Source organism: Variovorax sp. 3319 (genome assembly GCF_031456585.1).
In the GTDB taxonomy this organism is placed as follows: Bacteria; Pseudomonadota; Gammaproteobacteria; order Burkholderiales; family Burkholderiaceae_C; genus Variovorax; species Variovorax paradoxus_P.
In genome coordinates, this window is the sequence record NZ_JAVDUZ010000007.1 from 87,271 (window position 1) to 110,244 (window position 22,974).

Here is a 22,974-nt window from a genome sequence, read left to right on the forward strand (position 1 = left end):
CTTTCCGGCCGACCACATGACGACCGTAGCAACAACAGTAACGCCGAGGACGACAAGGAGCAGACGGTAAAGCTCAGATGGAGTAACCGGGAAATAAAGTACCCCATGGACTTGCCAACGAATCAAGGGTCCGATAAGCAAGGCAAGTAAGGAAAAACCGAAGCCAAACATGAAGAGGAACGTCAAGAACAGAACTACGAGCATTCTCAAGCCTACGTTTCTTCTTAGAGTCATCTGCCATCTCCAGTTGGGTTTCTTGTACTTCACGGGGCATTTGGGCTATTGACGTAGGCATTGCCCACCTCCTGACCGAAGCTGCCAAAGCTAGCACCCCCAACCCCGGGCAGGAGGCTAGGCTGCAGCCAACTCTGTATTGTGTAACCCATGTCTTGCCACAATGGCCTGTACCAGGGATTGAAATAACCATTCAATCCGTTCTGCGTGATCGCGCCGATTGGATAGCCAAGCATTGTTCCCGCCGCTGCCCCCAAAATGCTGCCTCCAGAAGCGGACGGCGCTTGATTCATATAGACCGTGTTTAATCCAGACCCGACGAGTGCGCCTCCCGTGTTGATGAACATCGAAGACATAAACCCTGCCCCATAAGTCAACGCCCCTGTATAGAACGCCACACCGACATCCCTCGGATTAACCGCTCCGTTTGTGTACAACTGTCCACCCACGTTCGCCGCTGCTCCGATTGTCCCGCCTACGGCAATTCCTTCCCAGGTCAACTTAACTCCAGCCGGTCCTAGCAGGGGAGCCACAATCAACGCGGCAGCGGTGATCGCCTGCTGCGTGCATTGCTGAGGATTGGCCTTGCAATTGTTCAGCACGTCGATCGAGTGCCTCACGGTTTCCCGATATGCGGGATCGTTCGCCAGCCGCTGCCCCGCGTACTGTCCCAGATCATTGCCAGTTGCGGCGCCAATTGGCAGTTTCCCTGCGTCCGCCAGATCGATCATCGCCTGCGTTCCATTAATCACATCGTCCCGCAGGGTGACGCAGTTCCCAGTTTTCGCACAGTTGGCCAACGCCACGTTCTGTTGATTGCTGAGATCCTGATAGCTGTTTCGTATGACCTGTTGTTCCTCCTGCGTACACTTCCGCGCTTGGCATCGCTTGATGTCTTCCGCGAGCGCTTCCCATTGAGTGCTCGTCAGATAGTTGTTCGTGACCTCGTTCAATGCCCCAGCGGCTCCTGATGTACCACCTAGTGCACCACCGATGGCCATGGTCAGCCCCGCCACCACTGAATCATGTGCAGCGCCAGTGAGCCCCAACGCGCTGACGGTCTGGTCAACGTAAGAGGCGATCTGCGTACTCGCAACCGCGCCAATGGCGCCCCCGGCACCACCTGTCAGCCCGCCAATCACCATGTGCCCGGACGCGCGGCATGTGCCGTTGCTCCCCCAGCATGCCCGCTCCTCATCGGTTGTGGCATTCCGCAAGCGTTCGTTCGCATACTGACCCCATGCACTTGACGCCTGTGATCCGAATTGCGCTGTGATCAGGACTTGCCCTTGAACATCTCTCATGGCGCGCTCGCGATCGGTCCTTTGCAGCGCGTTGGTGCCGTCGACTCCGGTGCGCACCGCCGCGTTGCCTGCAATGCCCGAGATTCCGCTTTGCGTGAGGCTCGACTGATTGACATCATTGCTGCCGATGCCGGCGCTGCCCGAACTCGATCCCGAGGTGCTGGTGCTGAAGCTGACGCTGTACCCGCTGCCTTGGAACGTGTCGTGGTTGACCAGATCGGTCATCGTCAGACTGCCTGTCGTGAAGCTGTTCCTGCCTGCAATTACGGCGGCATCGGTGCTGCTGATCACACCGCCCACGAGATTGGTGTTGCCCGCCACATTGACGCCGAAGCCGCCGTTCCCCGCCAGGAAGCCACTTTGCTGCGTCGCACTCGCAAAATCGCCGTCCCCTTGCATGTTGTGGGCATAGACGCTCACGCTGCTGTCGCCGGTGCAATACCAAGCGCAGATGGTGGCGTTGAAGCCGCCCCCACTGTTCTGGCTGTGGTACGTGCTGGTGTCCTGCAGGGTCTGGATGTGTAGGTTGCCTCCCACGTCGGCATTAATGCGGCTTCCGGAAACCGTGGCGCCCCGGACGGTGGTGTCGCCGCCGCTGGAGATGTTGACCTGTTGGCCCGCACTGACTGTGGTGTTCGTCCATGCGCCATCGGTGCCGTTGTCGCGTCCGCTCTGGCTCCCAGCGGCCATCTCGATCGTCAGACCGTTGCTTTGCCCGAAGGTGAAGCCCACACCGATGCTGGCATTGCTGCTGTGGCTGGTGGAGCTCTGCTCGCGGGTGTTCGCAGCCGCCTCGAGCGTGATGTTGTTTTCCGCCGAGAGGTTGACGTTCTTGCCCGCATCGATTTCGCTGCCGCGTATGAGGATGTTGGAGTCACGCCCGCCGCCAGTGGCGGTAATGGTCACATTGCCGCCCGCTTGCACCCGCGAACTGGCCGAGCTGTCGCTGCTCTCAGTGCGCGTGGACTCGCTCGAACTGCTACCGAGGGTAAGGGTCGCCCCCATGCTGACCACCCCGGTGCCGCCCTTGCTTTGGGTCACCGCCTGTTGTGCGATGTCCTGGTATGCGGAATAGCCGCTGAGCGCCATGCTCGCCGCGCCCAGCGCCTGCATGCGGTCGTCCTTGGTGTCACCCATCGCCTGAGTGGTCTCCTCCAGGTTCCGCAGCATATCGATCAATGGTGCCTTGATGCCCAGCGTGATGCCGCCTTGGGAGAAGCTCTGCGTGCTCTCGCTGCGGCTCGTCTCGCGCGCCTCGACGATCTGCACGTCGCGCGCTTGGATGTCGACGTCGCCACCCGGCGCAATCACGTCGCTGCCCACCTGGCCGTAGCGGTTGCCGGCGGTGATCGTCACATTGCCTGCGATGGCTCCGACGGTGCTGCCTACGGCCGTGCTCTCGTTGCGGTTGTTGGCGACGCGCATGTCCTGGTGGCCCCAGGTCCAGCCCGAGTTCGCATCGAACATGCCGCTGTTCGATTCCTCACGGACGTACTGGCTGTCGCGCGTCTGCGTCGCCGCCTCGATGGTGATGTTGTTGCCGGCCTGGAGTTCGGTTCCCTTGTCGCTCACCACATTCGAGCCGCGAATGCGGATGTCGTTGCCGGCGTCCAGCATCACGGTTTTGCCGCCCAGGCTGCTGCCGATGACGCCGGTCGAACCGTAGGTGCCACGCTCCATGCTGCTGTCGCTGCCCCAGAAGCCGCTCTCCTCGGTGCGGCGCCCGGCGTTGAGCACCGAGGTCGACTGGCCGGCATCGATGGTGATATCGCGCTTGGCGTTCACCTCCACCGCGCCCTCGGCGCTGTTGATGGTGGCCGCGCGCACGTTGACATCCCGCCCAGCACGCAGGGTGATGTCTCCGCTGGTCTCGATGCGGGAGCCGACTTCCTGCGTGCTGGACTCAGCGCGATAGTTGCCGGCGTCCCGGACCGTGGCGTCGTGCCTTGCGGTGGTGACGGTGCCCAGGTTGATGTCGCGCCCGGCGCCGATTTCGGTCGTGCCTTCCTTGCCGCTGTTGGCGACGAGCGCGCCGATCAGGTTGACGTCGCGCCCGGCCGAAGCCACCAGCACGCCCTTGGAGTCGCTCACGTAGAGGCCGGCCACCCGGTCGACGATGGTGGCACCGCGCAGGCTCGCGGCCCCGGGTGCGAAGTCCAGCGCCAGCGCGCTGGTGCTGGTCGTGGTGCGCACGTTGATGTCGCGGCCCGCTTCGATCTTGAGCTGGCTGGCCGCGTCGATCGTGCCGCCGATGTTGTTCAGGTCGGTCCGGGCCTTGAGATCGAGGCTGCCGCCGGAGATGCGGCCGTTCAGGTTCTGGATGTTCTCCGCGGTGATGCTGACGGTCTTGCGCCCGGCAACGGTGCCGCTGTTGACGAGGTCGCCATCGAGCTTGATGTTGACCTCCTTGCCGGCCAGCAAGGCGCCCGAGCCGTCGATGTCGCCGTTCTTGACGCGCACGTAGACCTGGGGCACCAGCACGCGCTGGGTGCTGCCGTCCGGCAGCGTGACGGTCTGCTCCACCAGCCAGACGATGTCGCTGGTCAGCTGGGCCATCTGGGCGTCACTGAGCGCGATGCCGGGCCGCAGCCCGTACTGGCGCGCAAAGGTAAGCCCTGCATCCATCAGCGCGGTGTACTGCGCTTCGTCGCTGTCGTAGCCGTCCAGGTAGCGGTAGCCCGTCAGTTGCGCCACCTGCTCGCGGATCAGGCGCTGCTCGTAGAAGCCGTCACCCAGGCGCTTGAGGGTGTTGTTGGGGTCTTGGCCCAGGTGGTTCAGCAGGTAGTCGCTGCTGAGCCAGTTGCGCTGGTTCGCAAAACGCGGATCGGTTTCGATCAGGTAGCGGCTCGAGGCTTCCGCATGCGTGCGGAACAGGCTGGCGGTGGGCACGGTCAGGCCCGGCAAGGTGGTGCGCACGACCTGTGTGGTCCCGGAGCTGGAGGCCAGGTTCACCTCGATGATCGGGTGGACGACGGGGCCTGCCGCGCCGCCCGAACCTGCGCCCGGCGCGTTCACCGGCGTGCCGGTGCCACCGCCCACGCCCGCGGGATTGCTGCCGTTGACGCCGCTGGCGCTGGCCACGCCCTGGTTGGTGTGGCCAAGCGCGAGCGTGCCGGTGGATCCGCCGCTGCCCACCACCGTCACATTGCCCTCTTGCCGTGCCGCAGCCAGGGTCACGGTGATGGGATCGCTGGTGTTGTAGGGGGTGACCTGCGTAGGATCTCCAACCCCCGCCTGGAAGTGCTGCCAGCCCGTGCGGGTCTGCGCGCCAGAGACCTCCACGTTCTTGTTGGTGATGGTTCCGCCGGTGACGTTGAGCGCACCACCGGCGAGGATCTGGCTCATGTCGTTGGTGCCGCTGCCCACGGCAATGTCCATCTTGCCGGCCGCGATGATCCGGCCGGGCGACGAGGTCTGCAGCACCGGGGTGGTGGTCGATTCGGTGTAGACCCAGGCGTAATAGGAGCGCGCGTAGTTCTCGTAGATGTCGCGAATGAAGGCTTCGGTCGCGGCGTCGAGGCGCTCGTGGGCATCCAGGTAAGCCTGGGCTTGAGTTGAGTCAGTCGGTGTGTCCGTGCCCGGCGGCGTCACACCGAAGGTGGCCCAGATCGGATCGGAGCGGGAGTACCAGGCACCCGGCTCCGTATAGGACTCGGTTTGATCGATGTTCACCTGCCGGGTGCCATGCAGGTCGCTGCTGTTGCGCGGCGCGTTCGTGTAATAAGCCCTGTAGCGGGACAGCGGATAGTTGGCGGACGGCACCAGGATGCCGGCAAACGGGCCGGCGACAGGGCCTGCCACGTAGCTGACGAAGCTGGGCCACAGAACCCCGTTCATGTGCGCGAAGTCGAAGTTGGGCCCGCCCACGCTCACAAAGACCAGTTGGCTGGCGTCATAGCGCGTTGCGCTGCCGGGCAGCGCGTATTCCGTGTGCTGCTTGCCGTCGGAGGTGGTCTGCGTCGTCCAAGTCACGCCGCCGTTGGTGTTGTTCAGGACATTCGCCTTGATGCCCATGTCCTTAACCGCCTCGATGGTCGCGGCATGGTTGTTCAATGCGTTGGCCGCGCCGCTGTCCGCATCGTCGGCCTTGCCGTCCACCAGCTTGCCGCCGATGTAGAGGTTTCCGGCGCTGAGGATCAAGGCGCCATTGCTGTTGTTGATGGTGCCGGCGCCGATGTCCAGGCGACTGCGCGCCGCGATGGTGCCGGCCGAGGACACGCCGCTGACCGTCTCGGCGCTGTTGTTGAGCGTGCCGGCACCGATGGCGACCCAGTCGCCATAGATGCGGCCGGTGCCCAGGTTGTCCAGCGTGCCGGCGTTGATGCGGGTGGTGCCGCCGTCGATCACGCCGCGATTGGTCAGCGTGCCGCTGGCATTCAGCGTGGTGGTCTTGCCCTGGATGTCGCCGGTGGCTTTGTTGTCGATGTCCCTCGCGGAGAGGGTCAGATCGTTGCCGGCGGCCAGCTTGCCGCTGTTGGTGATGTCGCCCGTCGTCGAAATCGTCAGGTTGCGGTTCGCGACGGTCTCGCTGCCTGCGGCAAAGGCGATGTCGCGGGTGACCGTCAGCGTCATGTCCTGGAGCGACAGCAGCTTGCCGTCCCAACTGACCGAGCCTGCATCGAGGACGACGTTCTCGCCGCCGACCAGGGTGCCGCCGGTGTTGAGCACCGACAGGGTCTTGGCCGCGCGGGGGTCCTTGACGGTGAGCACCTTTCCGGCGGACACCAGGCCGGCGCTGTTGTCGATGGTCCCGCTGCTGCTCAGCGTGGTGTTCTGGTCGGCGCGGATCGCGCCGGATCTGTTGAGGATGGACTGCGCGGCGATGTCGACGTTCTGGCCTTCGATGCCCTGTTCCGTCCCTCGGGTGTCGCTGTTGACGATGCTCGCGGCATTGAGCGTCGTTGTGGCCGCAGAGCGAATCAGGCCCTTGGTATTGGTCAGTGTTCCCGCGTAGATGTTGAGATTGCCCACCGCCAGCGTCTCGCCACCGGTGTTGTCGTATTCGGCACCGTGGGTGTCGAGCGTGACCGTGGACTGCCCGAGCACCTGGCCTTCGCCCGTGTTGGAAAAGGCCTGCGTATTGGCGACCAGTGCGTTCTTCGCGCCGATGAAACCGGCCGTGTTGGTGACCTTCCCTGCCGTCAGGGTCAGCGTGTCGCCGCTGGCAATGCCGCCTTGGCCCGAGGTATAGCCTGCTGCATTGGTGTTGCTGAGCACGTTGCCATTCGTGTGAATGGTCATCGCGCCACCGGACTGGATCAGGCCCGTATCGTTGTTCAGCGCACCCGAGTTCACACCCACGGTGGTGGTCGCCGCCAGCGTGCCCTTCTTGCTGTTGTCCAGTGCATTGCCTTGCGTGTCGACCGACAGGCTGTCGCCGAAGACCTTGCCGCCGACATTGCTCAGCCCGCTGTTGACCAGCGTGGTCGCGGCGCCGGCCTGCAAGGTGCCGCCGTTGTTCGTCGTTGCGCCTTGGGTCTCAACGCTCAGATTGCCATTCACTGCGGCAACTACTCCGCCGCCGCTGTTGTCCAGCGTGCCGGCTTCCAGCGTGGTGTTGCCGTTGGCCGCCAACGTGCCGCCGACGTTGGTCGCGGCAGCGTCCACCTTGACGTTCAAGTTCCCTACAGCAGTGATCCTGCCGAGCTTGTCATTGTTCAGGCTGCCAGTCACCACGGTGGTGTTGCCACCCGCACTGATTGCGCCCTTGTTGCTGTTGTCGAGCGGGCCGCCCACGGTCAGGGCGAGGTCGGAAGTCCCGGCCGCACGGATGGTGCCGGCCTGGTTCGTCAAGCTGCCGGCTGCGATGTTTGTGTTGCCGTTGCTGGCCATGGTGCCGCCGCTGTTGTCCACCGCGCCCACCGCCGTGATGCGCGTGGCCTCGGTGCCGGTCTGCACGATTTGGGCGCCGGTGCGGTTGCCGAGCGAGCCGGCATCAATCGTGATCTGCTTGGCGCTGGTCGCGGCCTTGGCGCCGTCTTGGTTGAAGGCGCTCGACATGGCGACCGTCAGTGCGCCGTTGGCTGTGATCTGGCCATCGGTGCCGCTGTAGCTGCCGCCCGCAATGCTCAGCGTGCCGGTGCCGGCATGCTCGATCTTGCCGCCGGTATTGGTGATGCTGGCACCACTGAGGCTCAGGTCCTGTCCATTGCTGGCGATGCGTCCGCCGTCGTTGTTCAAGGTGCCCGAGACGGCAATGCCGGTCGCCCCCGTGCCGGTCTGCACGATCTCGCCGCCGTTCGTGTTGGCAATATTCGAGACGTTCAGGTCCAACTGGCCGGCATTGAGTGCGCCCGCATCGTTGACCAGCGTCTGGCCGGGCTGCGCGCTGGCGGTGATGCGCAAGGTGCCTGGTGTCACGATCTTGGCTTGGCTACTGGTGACCACATTGCCTTGCGTGGCCGTGACCGCGATGTTGGCCGCGCTGGTCTCGCTGGCCGACAGATCGACACTCGCGCCCTGCAGCGTGGCATTGCCGGCCGCCAGGTTGGTGCCATTGGCGACCAGAGCGCCGGTCGTGGTGACGACCAGGTCGCCCGCCGCGCCAAGCTTGCCGTCGCTCTGGATGCCCGCGCCCAGCACGCCAGTGGTGCCGCTTTGCAGGCTGCCGGCGGCGACGGTCGTGTGCCGTCCGGCCGTGATGCTGCCGTCGTTGGCGAGCGCACCGCCGACCGCGACACTCACATCGTTCGCACCGCGCAGGCTGGCGCCATTGGCATTGACGAGCGAACCCGCCTGCACCTTCAGGTCGGTGGCCGCACCGATCGTGCCGCCGCTGCCGTTGTTCAGTTGGTTCGCCACCGCCACCTGCACCCCAGCCTGCGCCGACTGGATGCTGCCTTGCGTGTTGTCCAGGCTGCCGGCGCCGAGCGCGACACCCTGGTTCGCGACCAGCGTGCCGCCGGTGTTGTTCACCGCACCCGCCACGTTGGCTGTGAGCGCACCCGCGCTCGAAATCGTCCCGCGCGTGTTGTCGGCCTGGCCGCCCACCGTCAGCGTGGCATCGGCCGCACTGGTCAGCTTGCCGTCGACATTGACCAGGTCGCCGGTCGTGGTGATGTTCAGGCTGCCCGCATTCAGCGTACCGCCGGTGTTGTCAAAGCGCTGAACATTCGCGCTGAAGCTGTTGCTGACATTCAGCGTGCCGCCGTGGTTGTCGAACGCCGGCTGGCTCACGGCCATGCTGGCGACGTTCAGCGTGCCGCCGTTGTTATTGATGTTGGCGCTTTGCAGGCTGATGGGCCCGCCAGCGTAGATCTTGCCGCCGTCGTTGCGGATCGTGCCGGCGGCGGTGATCGCACCCGGCGACGGCGGCACGTACGGTGCGGGCGCGATGGTGCCGCCGGAGCCGGTCTCCGTGCCGGTGCCTGCGGGCGGCGTGGTCGGGCTCGCGGTGCCGCCTGTACCAGTTCCTGTTCCCGTGCCGCCGGTTCCGGTGTCGGGCGTGGACGGCGCAGCCGCCACGGGCTCCGCACCGATGACGCCGCCGCTCGTGTTGCTCAAGGCGGGCGCGCTCAGCGCCAAGTCGGCGCTGCTGGTCTGGCGGATGGTGCCGCCGCGGTTGTCGATGTCGCCCGCCGTGCTGGCCAACTCCAGCCGCGCGCCTTCAAGCGTGCCGCCCGTGCCGTTCAGCGCATTCGCCAGCTCGCCCTGCGTCGTGATCTTGAGGTTGCCGCCGCTGACCACGCGGCCGCTGTTGGCAAGGCCCGTTGCCGCCAGGTTCGCATCGGCGGTGGCCTGGAGGGTTCCGATGTTCTCCAGGCGCCCGGCGCTGGTCACCACCAGCTGGCCCGCACCCATCAGCGCAGTGGCGCCCGGTGCAGCCTGGATCGTGCCGGCGTTGCGCACGCCCAGCCCGGCCTCGGTGCCGATGAGCGTGATCTTGCCGGCGTACATGCCGCCGAGCGCGGCCACGTCCAGCGCAAAGGTGGGCGCCGTGCCGGTGCCGCTGGTGGGGGTGACCTGGCTGTGGTCGGCACTGACCGTGTTCGCGCCCGTCACCACCTTCAGCTCGCTCGCCCAGATACCGGCGTTGGCCTCGACCGCACGCGCGAGGATCGCGGCGTAGTCCGTCTTGCTGGCGTCCAGGCCAGCCCCGTCGATGGTGATGGTGCCGCCGCGCACCAGAAAGCTGTCGAGGCCGCCGATGGCATTGAACTGCGGCGTGCCCGTGGTCAGCGTGGCGTGCGACGCGTTGATGAAGCCGCCGCCGTTCACGCTGATGCCGGCCGGGTTGGCAATGATCACTTCGGCACGCTGCCCCGCCACTTCGACGTAGCCGTGCAGCTGGCTCGGGCTACCGCCGTTCACTTCGTTGAGGATGATGCGCGCGGCGCCGGTGGCGAGATACGGATTGCCTTGCACGAACCCGCCAAGCTGGCTCTGCACGTTGGTGCGGCTGTTGTTCAGGATGGCGCCGTTGGGCGCCACGTTGAACTGCTGGTACACGTTGCGCGAGACGCCGGCGGCGCTGGGGGTCTGGATGTTGATGAGCGGCACGCCGTTGGGCGCGACCATCACGGTGGGGCGCAGGTTGGCGGGAACGTTGGGTGCGCCGACGATCTGGGCTTGCGCTGGTGACGCCGACAGCATGCCCGAAAGCGCTGCCCCCACGATCATCGGCGCCAGGGCTGCCGCACCTGCGGCAATTGCGCCGCTCGCACCGGTCGTGGTCGCCTTGGAAGAGCCTTTGCCCGTGCTCTTGGCCGTTTCTTGAACGACCATGCGCAGCCCGCGCTTCGCATTGAACACAATGCGGTGCAAATTTTTATTCATTCCCTGATCTCTCTGCGTGACAGCAATGCACGCCGCTCAGGAGGGCGTGCTACCCGCCGGCACCGATGCCGACGCGTGCGATTTTCTCGTTACAAAGAGTTAACGACTGTCAAAATTTATGGAAACTAAGAGATAGGCGGAGAAATTGTCAGATTTTTCACACCTGCGAAGAGCATCGGAACAACGCTCGTCAATGATGTGTAACCCGTAAGTTCTAGAGGTCCGGCGCGAGGCCCTGCGTTAGAGTTCGCAGCCACCGCCACACGCGTTCATGACCGCACGATTCCAATCCGTCGCCCCCACAGTTCGCCTCGCCGACCAGGTGGCCGATGCGCTGGCGGCCGAGGTGCGCAGCGGGCGTTTGTCGGAAGGCGACAGGCTTCCGACCGAGTCCGCACTGGCCGAGCAGTTCGGCGTGAGCCGCACGGTGGTGCGCGAAGCGGTCTCTCGGCTCAAGTCGCTGGGGCTGCTCGATTCGCGCCAGGGCAGCGGCGTGTATGTGCGCGCGGCCGGCGTGGAACCGCTGCGCTTCGAGATGCCGCACGTAGCCTCGCGCGAAGCGGTCATCCAGATGGTCGAATTGCGCCGCGCCCTCGAAGCCGAAGTGGCCGCGCTCGCAGCCGAGCGCCGCACGCCTGAAGACGTAGAGCGCATCCGCGAAGCCATCGAAGCGCTGCATGCCGCGGTGGCAGCCGGCCGCAACGGCGCCGACGAAGACGTGCGTTTTCACCGCGCCATTGCCGAGGCGGCGCGCAACCCTTTTTTGATCGGCACGCTGCAGTACCTGCGGCAGTTTCTGCATGGCGCCACGCGCGTCACGCGCGCCAACGAGGCACGCCGGGCCGACTTTGCACGCGAGGTGGCGCAGGAGCATGCGCAAATCGTCGAGGCCATCGAGGCCGGCGACCCGCTGCGCGCCCGCGAAGCCGCCAAGTCCCACATGGACAACGCCATTCGCCGCATCGAGCAGGCCGACCCTGCCTTTTGGCAACAGGAGGGCGCGCAACTCGCCCGGCCGCTGGTCGAGGGCTGGCCTGCGGGCCAATAGAAGAAAAGGAAACGAGGTGTAGTTTGCGGGGTTATCCGGATAAAGCGATTCAGCCCCAATTTGTATGATGACCTGATAAATGCGCTGCCAGCGTATCTCCGGCAGCAAGCAGTTCGCGCTGGTTCACTCCGGGCCCCCGTCAATCGCTGATCGAAAGAACCCCCGACATGACTTCCAACACCAACAACACCCCCGTGGTCGGCCTCGTGGGCCTCGGTGCCATGGGCAGCGGCATGGCGCAATCGCTGCGCCGCGCGGGCTACGAGCCGCACGTTTTCGACGTGCGCCTGGACGTGGCTCACGCCTTTGCGCGCGACGGCGGTGTGGCCTGCGATACGCTGGCCGCGCTCGGCGCGCAGTGCGACATCGTGGTTTCCGTGGTGGTCAATGCGGCGCAGACAGAGTCGGTGCTGTTCGGCGACGGCACCACGCCCGGCTGCGCCGCGTCGATGAAGCCGGGCAGCCTGTTCGTGATGTGCTCCACGGTCGATCCGAACTGGTCGGTCGCTCTCGAGGCGCGCCTGGCCGCGCAGGGCATCCTGTACCTCGACGCTCCGATTTCCGGCGGCGCCGCCAAGGCCGCGAGCGGGCAGATGACGATGATGACCGCCGGCACGCACGCTGCCTATGAAAAGGCCGGCGCCGTGCTCGACGCGATGGCGGCCAAGGTTTATCGTCTTGGAGACCGGGCGGGTGCGGGCAGCAAGGTCAAGGTCATCAACCAGTTGCTGGCCGGCGTGCATATTGCCGCGGCGGCCGAGGCCATGGCGCTGGGCCTTCGCGAAGGGGTGGACCCGGCAGCGCTGTACGAGGTGATCACGCACAGCGCGGGCAACAGCTGGATGTTCGAGAACCGCATGGCGCACGTGCTGGCGGGCGACTACACGCCGCTCTCGGCCGTCGACATCTTCGTGAAAGACCTGGGCCTGGTGCTCGACGTGGCGCGCGCCAGCAAATTTCCGCTGCCGCTCTCGTCCACCGCGCACCAGATGTTCATGCAGGCGTCTACCGCCGGTTTTGCGCGCGAGGACGACAGCGCCGTCATCAAGATTTTCCCCGGCATCGAGCTGCCGGTTGCCGACAAGAAAGCCTGAACAAGGAAGACAAGCATCATGAATATTCTCATCACCGGGGGTTGCGGTTTTGTCGGTGCGCGGCTTGCGCGCACGCTGCTCGCGAGTGGTCCGCTGGCGCTGGCCGGCGGCGTGGTGCAGCCGGTTGCACGCATCACGCTGGCCGATCGCGTGCCGCCGCCCGCAGACCTGCAAGCCGATGGTCGCGTGCACTTTGTGCAGGGCGATTTGTACGAGCAGGCCGTGAGCGGCGTGCTGCCCCTGGCAGACACGCACGCCGTGTTCCACCTTGCCGCCGCAGTGAGCGGCGAATGCGAGGCCGACTTCGACCTGGGCATGCGCAGCAACCTGGACACCACGCGCGCGCTGCTCGAAGCCTGCCGCCGCGCGGGCCATGCGCCGGTGTTCGTGTTCTCCAGCTCGGTCGCGGTCTTCGGCGATTCGCCCGAGCAGCGCCTGCCCGAGGTGATCGAAGACACCACGCTGCCGACCCCGCAGAACAGCTACGGCATCCAGAAGTTCATCGGCGAGCAGCTCGTGGCCGACTTCACGCGCAAGGGCTTCGTGCAGGGCCGCAACGTGCGGCTCATGACGGTGTCGGTGCGGCCCGGCCGGCCCAACGGCGCGGCCTCCAGCTTCTTGAGCGGCATGCTGCGCGAGCCGTTGGCCGGCGAGCGCGCGCGCTGCCCCGTTTCGCCCGAGACAGCCGTTGCCCTCGCGTCGCCCGGCAACACCGTCGCGGGCATCATCCGCGCGGCCACGGCCAGCGCTGCCGAGTGGGGTGCGCGCACCGCGGTCAACCTGCCCGCCTTGACGACCACCGTGCGCGAAATGGCGGATGCGCTCGAACGCATTGCCGGCAAAGAGGCAACGTCGTTGATCGACTGGGAGCCCGATGCGAACATTGCCAAGATCGTGACAAGCTGGCCCAGCCGCATTCATGCGGCACGCGCCGAGGCGCTGGGCCTGAAGGCCGACGCGAGCTTCGACGCCATCTTGCGCGACTACGTGCGCGAGAACCCGCAGGCCGTGAAGCTGGCAGTGGCCGCAAAGGACTGATCGATGCCCAAGCTGCTGCTAGGCTGCATTGCCGACGATTTCACCGGCGCCACCGACCTGGCCAACAACCTCGTGCGCGCCGGCATGCGCGTGGTGCAGGCCATCGGCGTGCCCGCCACGCCGCTCGATGCCGAAGTCGACGCGGTGGTGGTCGCGCTCAAGTCGCGCACCATCGCCCCGGCCGAAGCCATCGCGCAGTCGCTTGCCGCGCTGCGCTGGCTGCAGGTCCAGGGCGCGCAGCAGATCTACTTCAAGTACTGCTCCACCTTCGACAGCACGCCGCAGGGCAACATCGGCCCGGTGACCGAAGCGCTCATGGAGGCGCTGCAATGCGATTTCACCATTGCCACGCCGGCCTTCCCGGACAACAAGCGAACAGTGTTCAAGGGTTATCTGTTCGCGGGCGACGTGTTGCTCAGCGAGAGCGGCATGCAAAACCATCCGCTCACGCCCATGACCGACCCGAACCTCGTGCGTGTGCTGCAGGCGCAGTGCAAGCGCAAGGTAGGGCTCATCGACCATGCGGTGGTCGCGCGGGGTGCGGCGGCCATTTCGGAGCGCATCGAACAGCTGAAAGGCGAGGGCGTGTCGATTGCCATCGTCGACTCGGTGTCGAACGACGACCTGCTGCGGCTCGGCCCCGCAATTGCGAAGATGCCGCTGGTCACAGCCGGCTCGGGCGTCGCCATCGGCTTGCCCGCCAACTTCGGCCTTGCGCCGTCATCGCAAGCCAGCGCGTTGCCGGCCGCGGGTGGGCTGCGCGCCGTGGTGTCGGGCAGTTGCTCATTGGCCACCAATCGCCAGGTGCTCGACTTCATCCAGCGCGGCGGCGCGGCGGCGGCCATCGATCCGCTGCGTATCGCCGCGGGCGTCGATGTCGCAGCTGAAACTCTGGCGTGGGCGACACCTCTCATCGACAAGCAACCAGTGCTCGTTTATTCCACGGCCGAGGCAGGTGCCGTCAAGTCGGTGCAGGGCCGGCTAGGCGTCGAAGAGGCCGGTGCCATGGTCGAGCGCACCATCGCAGCCATTGCACGCGGCCTGGTCGAACGCGGGGTGCGCCAACTCGTGGTGGCGGGCGGCGAAACCTCCGGTGCGTGCGTGCAGGCGCTGGGCATTGCGCAGATGCAGATCGGGCCGCAGATCGACCCCGGCGTGCCGTGGTGCCATGCCCGCACCGATGTGGCGGAAGGCACGTCGGTGCACATTGCGCTCAAGTCTGGCAACTTTGGGAGGGATGATTTCTTTACCAAGGCATTTACAGTGCTGGCATGAATTGCATGCCGGGTACTTGTTCAGGGCGCGCTCCCGTGCGTTCGGGGTGCGCACCCGCCGACGGGGTACCTTTCTCCGCGAATGTCCCCCGGCCTGCGGGCTTCCGCCCCTCCTCCTTTGTTTCGCTGCGCAAGGCACCCCATCGACGGGAGCGTTATGCACAAGCCCTGAACAGCGCAACACAAAACGCGGAAAAGCGACATGAACGAAACCCAGGCTAGAGAAGAAATCTGCCGCGTAGGCCGAAGCCTTTTCGAACGCGGCTATGTGCATGCGACGGCAGGCAACATCAGCGTGCGGCTGGACGACGGCTTTCTCATCACGCCCACAGACGCTTGCCTCGGCTTCCTCGACCCCGCGCGCCTGGCCAGGCTCGACACGCAAGGCAACCAGACGGCCGGCGACCGCGCAAGCAAGACCCTCGCCCTGCACATGCGCATCTATGCGGCGGCGCGCAAATTCGATGCGGGCACCGCCTGCGTGATTCATACGCACAGCACGCACTGCGTTGCGCTCACGCTCGGCGCACAAGGCGATGAACTCCTGCCCGCGCTCACACCGTATTTTGTGATGAAGGTCGGCCACGTGCCGCTCATTCCCTATCACCGCCCCGGCGCACCCGAGGCAGCCGAACTGGTCGCACAAGCCATCGAGCGCCAAGGTTCGGCCGGCACGCCGATTCGCGCCGTGATGCTCCAGCGTCTCGGCCCCAATGTGTGGCACGAGACGCCCGGCTCGGCAATGGCCGTGCTCGAGGAACTCGAAGAAACCGCAAGGCTCCACCTGCTTACCGGCAAGGCCAATCCGCAGCCGCTGAGCGACGAACAGATCGACGAACTGCGCCGCACTTTCGGTGCGCGCTGGTAGCTGGTAATAGTAAAAAGCACCCCATGCCTCAATTTGCAGCCAACCTCTCGATGCTCTATCCGGAGCTCGACTTTCTTGACCGCTTCGAAGCCGCCGCGAAAGACGGCTTCAAGGCGGTTGAATATCTTTTTCCCTACGCCTTCGACCACAACGAGATCGCAGCCCGCCTGCAGCACAACGGCCTGCAGCAGGTGCTCTTCAACGGACCCCCGGGCAACTGGGATGGCGGCGAGCGGGGTCTTGCCTGCCTGCCGGGCCGCGACGCCGAGTTTCGCGAAGGCATTGCCAAGGCCCTCGACTACGCCGCGGCGCTCGACTGCCCGCGCATCCACATCATGGCGGGCCTGGTGCCTGAAGGCCTCGAGCGCGAAGCCGTGCAGCCGGTGTACCTGGACAACCTGCGCTGGGCCGCGGCGGATGCGGCCAAGGCCGGCCGCGACGTGCTCATCGAGCCTATCAACACGCGCGACATTCCGCGCTTCTTTCTGAACCGGCAAGACCATGCGCACGAAATCATCGACATGGTGGGCGCGCCCAACCTCAAGGTGCAAATGGACCTGTATCACTGCCAGATCGTCGAGGGCGATGTGGCCATGAAGATCCGCAAATACTTGCCGACCGGCCGCGTGGGGCACATCCAGATTGCCGGCGTGCCAGAGCGCCACGAGCCCGACATTGGCGAGCAGAACTATCCATACCTGTTCGACCTTATCGACGAGGTGTCGGCTCAATGCGGCTGGCACGGGTGGATCGGCTGCGAATACCGGCCCAGCCGCGGCACGGAACCCGGGGGTACTTCGGCCGGACTGGGCTGGTTGCGGGCGTTGCGGCAACGCGCATGAAGATCGAATCGGTGCGTATTCCAGCGCGGCTGCGAGGCTTTACCGCAGGCGATGCGCAACTGTTCGACGTCACACTGGCCGGAGACCGTGTGCAGGCCGTCGTGCCCAGCGCGTCGCAGTCAGGCGCGCGTGGCACCCTGCTGAGTGCACTGGTCGAGGCGCATGCGCACATCGACAAGAACTACACCGCGCAAGAAGTCGGCGCGGCCGAGGGCAACCTGTTCGCGGCCATCGAGCGCATGGACAAGCACCGCGCAGGCTGGACCGGCGAAACGCTGCGTCCTCGCATGGAGCGTGCGCTGCAGGACGCCTGGCAATCGGGCACGCGTGCGCTGCGCACGCACATCGACTGGGTCCAAGCCGAGCCGCCGGCCGCGCTGGCGGTGTTCGAAACGTTGCGCCACGAATGGCGCGGGCGCATCGAGCTGCAGTTTGTTTCGCTCACCCCGCTCGACGTGTTTGCAGACCTTGCTGCCGGCGAGCACATTGCGCGCGAAGTAAGGCACGCCGGCGGCACGCTCGGTGCCTTCGTCTATCGCAACGAAGGCCTCGTGCACAAGCTTGGCCGCGTGTTCGACCTGGCGCAAGACCACGGCCTTGGCCTCGACTTTCATGTCGACGAAGGCCTCGATGCCGATGCGAGCGGCTTGCGCAGCATTGCGCAGCTGATGCGTGCGCGCGAATTCCGGCGCGGTGTGGTCTGCGGCCACTGCTGCTCGCTGGCGGTGCAGGACGATGCGGTCGCCAACGAAACGCTGGCACTGTGCGCAGGCGCGGGCCTTCACATGGTCGCGCTGCCGACCACCAATCTTTACCTTCAGGGTGCCTGGGACCGCACGCCTGTGCAGCGCGGAATCACGCGCATTCACGAGGCGGCGGCACGGGGCTTGCGTGTGAGCCTGGCAACGGACAACGTGCAAGACGCCTTCTATCCCTATGGCAGCTACGACCTTCTCGAGACCTTCGGCCTTGGCGTGCAAATGGCGCACCTCGCGCCCGCTGGTGAATGGTTCGATGCGGTCACCGTCAGCCCGGCCAGGGCGCTCGGCCTTACGTGGGACGGCCGCATCGCGCCTGGCTGCCCCGCCGACCTGGTGCTGCTTGCGGCCACCGATGAGCATGAACTCATCGGCCCGCGCGGGCGCCAGCGCACCGTGATCCGTGCAGGTCAGATTCTGGAGAAAACACAATGAGCATGGGCAAGCCAATGGCCAACTACGCCGCCGCCAAGCGCGTCGGCGATTTCGTCTTCATGAGCGGCGTGGTCGCGGTCGATCCGGCCACGCGGCGTGCCGTGGCAGGCTACGACGCCATTCCCGAGGAGGCCCGCACGGCTTTGCAGGGCGTGGGCTATGCCACGGGCCAGATGTCGGTCGACATCTTCGAAGCGCCCATCGTCGCGCAGAGCTGGTTCGTGCTCGAGCGCATCCGCCAGATTGCCGCCGAGCATGGAGGCACCATGGAAGACGTGGTCAAGCTGGTGCAGTACTTTCGCCACCTGCCGCACTATGCGTTCTACAACCGCGTGCGCGGGCTGTTCTATCCGGGCGACCCGCCGGTGAGCACGGTGGTCGAGGTGTCGCGCTTCCTGCCTGGCGACGAGGTGCTGGTGGAAGTGGAAGCCACCATGTACCTGCCCCAGCACCGCGCTACCTGACCCCCGCGCCCTTCAGCAAAAACTCGGTTACCTGCTCGATCAGGTAGCGCCGGTCCTTGTCGTCGCCGTCTTGCGCAACGTTGCGAAAGTACGCAGCCTGGGTGGCGTGGTCGGCGTAGAACTGCGTCACGGCCCAGATGTGGAACAGCACCAGCATCGGGTCGGCCTTGTCCATCAGGCCCTGGTTCATCCAGTTCTGGATCACGGCGGCGGCTTGGTCGGTACGCTGCTTGCTCGTGTCCATCATGCGGTTGAGCACAGGGGCGCCGTGCATCATCTCGGCCGTAAAAATGCGCGAACGCAGCGGGTGCTCGAAAGAGAACACCATCTTGCGGTGAATCAGGTCGCCCAGCACCTTGCGCGGGCCGAAGGCTTCGTCCGCAAAGCCGAACACCACGATCCAGTCGTTGAGAATGTCCTGCAGGATCTGCCGGTACAGCGCTTCCTTGCTCTCGATGTAATAGTGCAACTGCGCCTTCGAAAGCCCCGCCTTGTCGGCAATGGCTTGCGTCGATGCGCCTGCCAGCCCTTCGCTGGCAAACACCTCGATAGCGGCTTGGTTGATGAGGCCGAGCACCTGGGCGTACTTGCGCGAGCGGCCGCGCGTGGCGGGCGCATCGCCAGTGCTTTCGTCCGGGTTGCCGATGGCGGGCCGTGCACTCACAGCTGCAGTACCAGTTCCTGCCCCTTGGCGCGGGAGCAGCACAAGGCCACTTTTGTGCGGCGTTCGGTGCCCGTCAGGCAAAAGTCCCGGTGCTCCGCGGCTTCGCCGTCTCCTTCGACCACGCAGGTACCGCACAGGCCCTGCTGGCACGACACCGGAATGTCGATGCCGACTTCATGCAGCGCGTCGACGGCGGTCTGGTCGGCCGCTACCGGCACCGCGATGCCGCGTTGCGCGAGCTTCAGCGTGAAGGGCAGGCCGGTGCCCGTGTTCGCATCGGTGGGCGCGGCAAAGTATTCGGTGTGCAGCGCGTCTTCGGGCCAGTGCGCAGCCGCTTCGCGCACCGCTTTCATGAAGCCACTGGGACCGCAGACGTAAAGGTGCGTGTTGGGCACGCGCTCGGCCAGCAGCGCGCGCAGATCGATGCGCTGCGTGGCGTCTCCCTGGTCGAGGTGCAGCCGAAGGTGCGGCGCCAGCGCCGGCGATTGCAGTGCGTCTGCAAAGGCCAGGTGCTCTTCGCTGCGCGCGAACACGCACAAGGTGAAATCTGCGCTGCGTGCTGCAAGCGCCTGCGCCATGGCAAGCAGCGGCGTCATGCCAATGCCGCCTGCCAGCAGCAGGTGCTGCGTGGCCTCGCTGCGCAGTGGAAAGGTGTTGCGCGGCGCACTGATTGCAAGCAGGTCGCCCTCGCGCACGCGTTCGTGCATCGAGGCCGATCCGCCGCGGCTTTGAGCCTCGCGCTTCACGCCGATCACGTAAGACGCGGCATTCGACGGCGCATCCGGAGACCATCGCGCCAGCGAGTATTGGCGCGAGAAGCCGCCGGGCATGAACACGTCGATATGCGCGCCGGCTTCGTAGCCCGGCAGACCACGGCCCCACGGATGCGTCAGCTCGAAAGCCAGAATTTCCGGCGTCTCGCGCGAGATGCGTTCGACGCGGACGGTGAGCATGCGTTCAAGGCTCATGGTGTGTGTCTCCCTGGCTAGATGCTCTGCAGCTTGCGCGACACGCGCTCGATGAAATGGACGCGGTCGCGTTCGGTGACTGCGTTCATGTCATGCAGTTGCAACCACGTGACCTTGCAGCGCCACGCGAACAGCGCCCTCAGCGCGCGCGTGAAAAGCCGCCGGCCCGGGTCGCCGATGAGCATCACGAACCAGCGCGGCGAGCCGCCGGTGGTCACCACCGTCAGCCGCCGGATGTGCCGCATGCCCGACTTGGCAACCTGCCCCTTGCGCTCCGCGGGCAGAAAGGCCACGCCCGGCAGCCACACGCGCTCTAGCCAGCCCTTGAGCATGGACGGCGGCCCATGAAACCAGGTGGGATAGACGAACACCAGGTGCTCGGCCCACAGCAGTGCTTCAACGTGCGGTTTCACGCGTTCGCGAATGAGTTCGGGGTTGTCGAGGTAGGCAATGCGCTCTTCGCGCGTGAGCGTCGGGTCGAAGCCTTCGGCATACAGATCGATGGCCTTGACGGGGTGCCGCGGCTCCAGCGCCGCAAGGGCTGTGCGGTAGAGCGCGTGGTTGAAGCTTTCAGGGTTCGGATGGCAGTGGACGACGAGCGTTTTCATGAAAAAGAGGGCCGGTTCGCCTGTCGGCGAGACGGGGTCAGAGCCCAGTGAACAAAGAGCCGCGCAGTGCCTTATGGCAACCCAGGCGCCGGCATCTGACCCCGGCGCAAGCCCCGCGCGGCCCGCGGGAAAAAACCAAGCCGGTTACTTGCCGGCGAGCTTCTTGCGGACGTCGATGCCCACGCCCTTGTTGACGAACTGCGTGGTCACGACCTTCGAAAGGTCGATCTCGCCGGGCTTGTACAAACCGGCCTTCACCATCTTGTCGTAGAAATCTTTCACGCGTGCTTCGTCCATTGCGCCGATGCCCTTGGTGAGCGATTCGCCGCTGTCGACAATGCCCATCTTCTTCATGAGTTCGATGGAGCCTTGCGACGCGGCCACGGGCGAGTCGGGGTTGATCTTGGCGATCATCTCGTTGGCTGCCTTGTTGTCGCCGTAGAGATAGTTGTTCCAGCCGATGATCGAAGCCTCGACAAACTTGCGCACGGTCTCGGGCTTGGTCTTGACCAGATCGGCGCGTGTCTCGATGGTGGTCGAATACGTCGAAAAGCCGTTGTCGGCCAGCAGCTGCACCACCGGTTCAAAGCCTGCTTGCGCCTTGATCGACAGCGGCTCCGAGATGGCGTAGCCCTGCTGAATCGACTTCTTGTCGGCCAGGAACGGGCCAACATTGAAGGTGTAGGGCTTGAGCTGCGAATCCTTGAAGCCGTGCTCCGATTTCATCCACTGCCAGAAGCTGAACTGGCCGTCCTTGCCGATGAAGGCGACGGGGGCCTTGGTCATGTCCTTGAAGGTGTCGAAGCCCTGGCCCGGGTGCGCGAACATGGCCTGCGGATCTTTCTGGAAGAAAGCCGCAACCACGACGGTGGGCACGCCGTTCTTCACGTTGTCGAAAGACTGGAGCAGGTTGCCGGTCATCAGAAAATCGACCTTGCCTGCAGGCAGCATCGGCCGGTTGTTGACCATGGGGCCGCCCTGCTGAATGTCGACATCGAGGCCGTACTTCTTGTAGGTGCCGTCCACCAGCGCCTGGTAGAAGCCGCCATGGCCGGCCTGCGCCTTCCAGTTGGTGGCGAACACCACTTTTTCCTGCGCCTGCGCGGCAAGGGCGGCGCCGGCGAGCGCCAGGCCGAAGGCAAGCGGCCGGAGATTGAAAGCGGGGATGCGCATGGGGACGTGCTCCTGTGGAGGTTTTGAAAGTACGGGATGCGGAGACTAAATCTTTTTCTCAGCGTTCGACGGCCATGTCCGGATGCCAGCCGCGCGTTTTTCCGGGGTTCATCAAGCCCATCGGGTCGCTGCGCTTCTTGAATTCGATTTGCTGCGTATCGATGGTCTTCATTCCGCCGTCCTCGATGGTGACCACATGCGGATTGAAGATCTGGCAACCACCCTGCGATTCGATCTCGCGAATTACTTCGTACTGGTGGGCCTCACCCTTCCATCGCACCAGCAGGATGCCGAAGGTGCCGCACTCGCCGCCCGCGCGCGCGAAGTCCTGGTGCTGCAGCACGTCGTCGCCGAAGATTTTCAGGTGACGCTCGACCACCGACGGATCGAACGGCTGCGCATACGCGACCTGCAGATACGTCCAGCCGCGGTCGGCCTTCAGCGCCTGAAGCGTCGTGTGGTTGAACGCGCACTCGTAGGCGGGCGGGAGGCCCTCGGCGAGCAGCTCGGCCTCGGTGCCTGCGACGGAAATCGTGCCGCCGTGCGCATCGGCGAGCGCGCGGAACTCGGCCATCGATGCGGGCGAGACCATGGTGAACACCGCATGCCGGTCGGGCGGAAAGCGGTCGCGCATGGCGGTGTAGTAGGGCGAGAACCGCGCCTCCACCGTCGAGAGCAAGAAGATGTCCAGCGTGGGCGCCTGAGCGGCGATGCCGAAATCGAGAGCGCCGCGGTATGTGCCGAACAGCACCGTGCAGTGCACCCATTCGACCGCCGGGCTCAGCGCCACTTCCACGTCGAGGATCACGCCGTTGGTGCCGTAGGCGTGGTGCACCTGCTGGATCTCGTCGCCGTGCAGTTCGATGATGCGCGGTTCGCGATCCACCGTCATCACGCGCGCGCGCAGCAGGTTGCCCGGGTCGCGCAGGATGCCGTGGCGGAACGACCCGATGCCGCCGAAGCCCCCCGCAATGAAGCCGCCGATGCTGGCCACGTGCCATGTCGAGGGCCACATGCGCAGCGCTTGGCCCGTCTCGCGCGCGGCAAGGTCGATGTCGTGCATGCGTGCACCGGCTTCCACCCGCATGCGGCCATCCTGAATGTCGAGCACGCGGCACATCTGCGTCACGTCGAGCACGATGCCGCCTTCGAGCGGCACGCACTGGCCATAGTTGCCTGTGCCTCCGGCGCGCACGGTGAGCGGCAGCTTCCACTTTGCGGCCACGGCCGCGGCCCGGCGCACGTCGTCTTCAGTGCTGACCTTGACGACGAGGTCGGCCACGCAGCCCGCAAGCTGCGCGGTGAGGATGGGGCTGTACCAGTAGAAGTCTTTCGAGAGCTGCTTGCGCTGACCCGGAGCGGTGATCACGTTGAGGCCGCGCAGGTCCGCGTGCACGGCGCTCCAATCGATTTGCACTGTCATGTTG

Annotated in this window: 14 protein-coding genes; 8 read left to right on the forward strand and 6 right to left on the reverse strand. The window is 65.4% G+C overall.

Translation table 11 applies throughout. The features are described 5' to 3' along the window. Positions 1-263 precede the first annotated feature (263 nt). Positions 264-10,313 (reverse strand): hemagglutinin repeat-containing protein, encoded by a 10,050-nt coding sequence (locus J2X67_RS15460; RefSeq protein ID WP_309954169.1) that lies wholly within the window; start codon positions 10,311-10,313, stop codon positions 264-266. 271 nt (positions 10,314-10,584) lie between these two features. Here J2X67_RS15460 and J2X67_RS15465 point away from each other — a divergent pair, with 271 nt between their 5' ends. The 8 genes from J2X67_RS15465 (at position 10,585) to J2X67_RS15500 (ending at position 18,134) form a co-directional block, all read left to right on the forward strand. Further along, positions 10,585-11,361 (forward strand): FadR/GntR family transcriptional regulator, encoded by a 777-nt coding sequence (locus tag J2X67_RS15465; RefSeq protein WP_309954170.1) that lies wholly within the window; start codon positions 10,585-10,587, stop codon positions 11,359-11,361. A 167-nt stretch (positions 11,362-11,528) separates the two neighbouring features. Then, positions 11,529-12,455, forward strand: a complete 927-nt coding sequence (gene ltnD, locus J2X67_RS15470; protein WP_309954171.1) for an L-threonate dehydrogenase — start codon at positions 11,529-11,531, stop codon at positions 12,453-12,455. Between the two features lie 18 nt (positions 12,456-12,473). Continuing rightward, positions 12,474-13,493 (forward strand): D-erythronate dehydrogenase, encoded by a 1,020-nt coding sequence (gene denD / locus J2X67_RS15475; protein WP_309954172.1) that lies wholly within the window; start codon positions 12,474-12,476, stop codon positions 13,491-13,493. A gap of 3 nt (positions 13,494-13,496) precedes the next feature. Beyond that, positions 13,497-14,768, forward strand: a complete 1,272-nt coding sequence (gene otnK, locus J2X67_RS15480; protein WP_309954173.1) for a 3-oxo-tetronate kinase — start codon at positions 13,497-13,499, stop codon at positions 14,766-14,768. A 201-nt stretch (positions 14,769-14,969) separates the two neighbouring features. After that, positions 14,970-15,635, forward strand: coding sequence for an aldolase (locus J2X67_RS15485; RefSeq protein ID WP_309954174.1), 666 nt, complete (start codon positions 14,970-14,972; stop codon positions 15,633-15,635). Positions 15,636-15,658: 23 nt separating this feature from the next. Further along, a complete protein-coding gene (gene otnI, locus J2X67_RS15490) occupies positions 15,659-16,477 on the forward strand; it encodes a 2-oxo-tetronate isomerase (protein ID WP_309954175.1) in 819 nt (272 codons plus the stop codon). Then, a complete protein-coding gene (locus tag J2X67_RS15495; protein WP_309954176.1) occupies positions 16,474-17,670 on the forward strand; it encodes an amidohydrolase family protein in 1,197 nt (398 codons plus the stop codon). The genes otnI and J2X67_RS15495 overlap by 4 nt, the downstream gene beginning before the upstream one ends. Continuing rightward, entirely contained in the window at positions 17,667-18,134 is a 468-nt protein-coding gene (locus tag J2X67_RS15500) for a RidA family protein (protein WP_309954177.1), read from the forward strand. The genes J2X67_RS15495 and J2X67_RS15500 overlap by 4 nt, the downstream gene beginning before the upstream one ends. Here the strand turns inward: J2X67_RS15500 and J2X67_RS15505 are convergent. The 5 genes from J2X67_RS15505 to J2X67_RS15525 all read right to left on the reverse strand — a co-directional run bounded on the left by J2X67_RS15505 (position 18,127) and on the right by J2X67_RS15525 (position 22,970). Continuing rightward, entirely contained in the window at positions 18,127-18,798 is a 672-nt protein-coding gene (locus tag J2X67_RS15505; protein ID WP_309954178.1) for a TetR family transcriptional regulator C-terminal domain-containing protein, read from the reverse strand. The genes J2X67_RS15500 and J2X67_RS15505 overlap by 8 nt on opposite strands. Further along, on the reverse strand, positions 18,795-19,766 hold the full coding sequence (locus tag J2X67_RS15510) for a PDR/VanB family oxidoreductase (RefSeq protein WP_309954179.1): 972 nt from the start codon (positions 19,764-19,766) through the stop codon (positions 18,795-18,797). Before J2X67_RS15510 ends, J2X67_RS15505 begins: the two co-directional genes overlap by 4 nt. Positions 19,767-19,783: 17 nt before the next feature. Continuing rightward, complete coding sequence (locus J2X67_RS15515; protein ID WP_309954180.1) at positions 19,784-20,374, reverse strand: NAD(P)H-dependent oxidoreductase; 591 nt, start codon at positions 20,372-20,374, stop codon at positions 19,784-19,786. Positions 20,375-20,518: 144 nt separating this feature from the next. Beyond that, positions 20,519-21,547 (reverse strand): ABC transporter substrate-binding protein, encoded by a 1,029-nt coding sequence (locus J2X67_RS15520; RefSeq protein WP_309954181.1) that lies wholly within the window; start codon positions 21,545-21,547, stop codon positions 20,519-20,521. A gap of 58 nt (positions 21,548-21,605) precedes the next feature. Next, positions 21,606-22,970: an FAD-binding oxidoreductase gene (locus J2X67_RS15525; protein ID WP_309954182.1), complete on the reverse strand. Its 1,365-nt coding sequence runs from the start codon at positions 22,968-22,970 to the stop codon at positions 21,606-21,608. Between the last annotated feature and the right edge of the window lie 4 nt (positions 22,971-22,974).